This is a genomic window from Ketobacter sp. MCCC 1A13808 (genome assembly GCF_009746715.1).
Lineage (GTDB): Bacteria > Pseudomonadota > Gammaproteobacteria > Pseudomonadales > Ketobacteraceae > Ketobacter.
The window spans coordinates 1-3,444 of sequence record NZ_VRKW01000043.1 but is presented as its reverse complement, the minus strand read 5'-3'; the positions used below and the strand labels follow the sequence as shown (position 1 = coordinate 3,444).

General features: G+C 49.0%; 4 protein-coding genes, 4 tRNA genes and 1 rRNA gene. All 9 read left to right on the top strand.

Annotation, left to right across the window (positions count from 1 at the left end):
• Positions 1-114 (top strand): 5S ribosomal RNA (gene rrf / locus FT643_RS22810).
• A gap of 146 nt (positions 115-260) precedes the next feature.
• The gene (gene birA / locus FT643_RS22805; RefSeq protein WP_198043827.1) at positions 261-1,253 is read left to right on the top strand and encodes a bifunctional biotin--[acetyl-CoA-carboxylase] ligase/biotin operon repressor BirA; all 993 of its coding nucleotides are present in this window, start codon (positions 261-263) and stop codon (positions 1,251-1,253) included.
• Positions 1,253-2,020, top strand: coding sequence for a type III pantothenate kinase (locus tag FT643_RS22800; RefSeq protein WP_156873703.1), 768 nt, complete (start codon positions 1,253-1,255; stop codon positions 2,018-2,020). Before birA ends, FT643_RS22800 begins: the two co-directional genes overlap by 1 nt.
• A gap of 13 nt (positions 2,021-2,033) precedes the next feature.
• Complete coding sequence (locus tag FT643_RS22795) at positions 2,034-2,723, top strand: SPOR domain-containing protein (protein WP_156873702.1); 690 nt, start codon at positions 2,034-2,036, stop codon at positions 2,721-2,723.
• A gap of 40 nt (positions 2,724-2,763) precedes the next feature.
• Positions 2,764-2,839: transfer RNA gene (locus FT643_RS22790), tRNA-Thr, on the top strand.
• 35 nt (positions 2,840-2,874) lie between these two features.
• A tRNA-Tyr gene (locus FT643_RS22785) sits at positions 2,875-2,959 on the top strand.
• Positions 2,960-3,052: 93 nt separating this feature from the next.
• A tRNA-Gly gene (locus FT643_RS22780) sits at positions 3,053-3,126 on the top strand.
• 36 nt (positions 3,127-3,162) lie between these two features.
• Positions 3,163-3,238 (top strand) — tRNA-Thr (locus tag FT643_RS22775).
• 86 nt (positions 3,239-3,324) lie between these two features.
• Positions 3,325-3,444: GTP-binding protein (locus FT643_RS22770; protein ID WP_232340412.1), on the top strand; the 120-nt coding region annotated here is incomplete at its 3' end.

Sequence of the window (3,444 nt, the reverse complement as noted above, 5' to 3'; positions counted from 1 at the left end):
CTGACGACAATAGAGCTGTGGAACCACCTGATCCCTTGCCGAACTCAGAAGTGAAACGCAGCATCGCCGATGGTAGTGTGGCATTCGCCATGTGAGAGTAGGTCATCGTCAGGCTTCTAATTCCAAAAACCCTCAGTACCGAAGTACTGAGGGTTTTTTTATGCTTTTTGAAACAGCTCTTATAGAGCTGAGTGCCTTCAATCTATGCCTGTATGTAGTCATCTTTCAATGTATGTGTAAAATCGAGCATCGTGTACGATGTGAGTCTATATCTGGAAGAGGTGGAAATGCGGGCGTTAATTAATCTGTTGCAGGACGGCGAGTTTCACCCCGGTGATGAACTTGGTTCAGCCCTGGAAATAAGTCGGGCAGCGGTCTGGAAGCAGGTTCAGAAACTGCAGGACGCTGGCTTAGATATCCAATCGGTGCGAGGCAAGGGCTATCGGCTCGCGTATCCCATGGAGTGGCTGGATGGAGCTGATATAAAGCAGCGGATGCCCGGTTCAGCGTTGTCCCTACTCAAGCAGTTGCAAGTGTCAATTCTCGAGGCTTCCACAAATGATTTAGCAATGAAGATGGCATCTGATGGGGTTGGTTCGGGCTATGTTTGTCTAGCAGAGCAACAAACCGCAGGGCGTGGTAGGCGAGGTCGGGAATGGGTGTCTCCATTTGGTAGCAACCTTTATCTTTCCACTGTGTGGGAGTTTTATCAGGGTGCCTCTCAGCTGGAGGGTTTGAGTTTAGCAACCGGGGTAGCTGTCGCAAAAGCCCTAGCGGGTCTTGGGGTCGATAGCTTGGGGCTCAAGTGGCCAAATGACATCTTGGTGTCCGGAGCAAAGTTATGTGGAATTTTGCTGGAAATGACCGGTGATCCTTCCGGGCGTTGTCAGGTAGTTTTGGGTGTGGGCGTGAATCATCGCCTCCCCCGTAGTGCCGGGCAAAAGATTGATCAACCCTGGGCTAGAATTGAAGATGTCAAACCGGGAATCGGTCGTAACCAATTGGCAGCTAGTATCATTTCAGAGCTGTTATTCATGCTTGATACGTTTAGCCGGGCTGGATTCGCTGCTTTCTATGAAGATTGGCAATCCCTAGACATCTATATGAATAAGAGCGTAGTTATAAAAACGGGCACAACCGATGTACATGGTGTCGCTCGTGGCGTGGATTCAACAGGTGGTCTTATTCTTGAGCTACCGGACCGGACCGAAACATTTAAAGGTGGTGAACTCAGTCTGAGGGGGGCAGATTGATGGATACTCTTTATATTGATATGGGAAATAGTCGAGCAAAGTGGTGGCTGTCCTCTGCAAATGCAAGGCGCGGTCAGCTAGATTATTCATCATTAAGTGAAGGCGTAGAAGCAATTCATCGTCAGGCGCCAACCGTTGAAAAAGTGGTGCTGGCATCCGTATTGAGCGTTGAGAAAACGAAAGACGTGGTTTCTAGACTTCAAACCTGCTTCGCTGTGCCTATTAAACAATGCGTGGTCACTCGTAAAGCCCTCGGTGTGACTTGTGGTTATGAGGACCTAACCAAGCTTGGTGTCGATCGATGGCTGGTTGTGATTGCGGTCTGGCAGCGCTACAAATTTGCTTGTCAGGTGGTCGATTTAGGCACGGCAATGACCATTGATCTGTTAGACGCTAAGGGGAATCACCTTGGAGGGTTCATAGTCAGTGGCCTCGGCCTTTCAATAGAGGGGCTCTTGGCGGGGACTGATAATATTCGCTCTGATGTCGGTCTGTTTGATCACGCGACATTACAGCCTGGAGTGAATACCACGGAGGCAGTCTATCACGGAGCGCTGCTAGGAGCGGTTTCATTAATAGAAACAAGCTTTGAAAATGCGACTAGATGCAATTCTGATACTAAACTTATTCTGGTTGGTGGGGATGCTCATCTAGTGGGTGACCACCTCCGATACGATTTCGAAATTCTTGAAGATTTGGTGTATGAGGGAATGCGGCTTCTCGATAACTCCAATTTGTTAATTGATGCAGTGCCCGCATCCGAATAAGGATAGTGCTTAAATGCGTTGGATAATGGTTTGTTTAATAGTCCTGAACGTGGCCTATTTCGGCTGGGGCTTGTATCAAATGCCGTCTATCGCAGTGAGTAGCCAGGCGGGGGGTAAAGCCGATCTTCCCCCATTGAAAGGCAAGCAGTTAGAATTGATCTCAGAGTCAAGGGTGAGTGCGGATGGCTCCAAGCCGCCGCCTAGTCTAGTCTCTGTGAGACCTGATATGTGTTACTCGCTAGGCCCTTTAGCCGGTAGAGAGGAGGGAGATCTTATTGTTGGCGGGCTGGCTGAGCAGGGCGTACGGTCTAAATTGCAGGTGATCGAGTTGTCGAGGGAGGTGCAATATTGGGTGCTGCTCCCCAATTACGAAACTCGCCGCGATGCTCTCGATGCCCTCAGGCAGTTGCAAAGCAAAAAAATCGATAGTTACTTAATTGAATCGGGTGAACTCAAAAACGGAATTTCTCTTGGTCTGTTTTCCAAAGAGTCGTCTGCAACGGGCATACTCGATAAGATAAAGGCGGTTGGATTCGCCGCTGAAGTCCGCCAAAAAGTACGTATAAAAAATGAGTTTTGGGTTCGGATCTTGCCGGGACAAACCCTTGAAAACCTTCAAAAAACACTGCTAACCCTCAAGCGCCCTGCCAGTAATGCAAAAATATCAAAAGCTTCGTGTGAAATGTTTGCACTATCTAAATAATTTGCGTAAACTTCGCCGCCTAAATTGATGAACAGCAAGCGCTGACGTAGCTCAGTTGGTAGAGCAGCTGACTTGTAATCAGCCGGTCGGGGGTTCGACTCCTCTCGTCAGCTCCAATTTAGAGAAAGGCTTTCAAAGTGATGGAAGCACCGGAGGGGTTCCCGAGTGGTCAAAGGGATCAGACTGTAAATCTGACGGCTCCGCCTTCGCAGGTTCAAATCCTGCCCCCTCCACCATGTTTTTGCGAGCTTGCTCGCTGAGTAAAGCAACGAAGCAAATCACCTGCAAGCTGTCGATGTCAGAGCTTGGTTTGTAGTGTTCGAAGTTGTGCGGGCATAGTTCAGTGGTAGAACCTCAGCCTTCCAAGCTGATGATGCGGGTTCGATTCCCGCTGCCCGCTCCAGTTCGTGATGTGCTTTACAGGTTGTATAGAGTAGACGCTCATATAGCTCAGTCGGTAGAGCACTTCCTTGGTAAGGAAGAGGTCACCGGTTCAAATCCGGTTATGAGCTCCATATTTAGTGCGGGTTGACGGTTCGTCTTCCCGTTTTTTGTGTGTAATGAAAGAAGCTTCACAGGTAGAGGCCAGGAGAAGGGTCAAATGTCTAAGGAAAAGTTTGAACGAGTCAAGCCGCACGTAAACGTAGGCACAATTGGTCACGTTGACCACGGTAAAACCACATTGACAGCTGCGCTAACCCGCGTGTGCTCGGAAATTTGG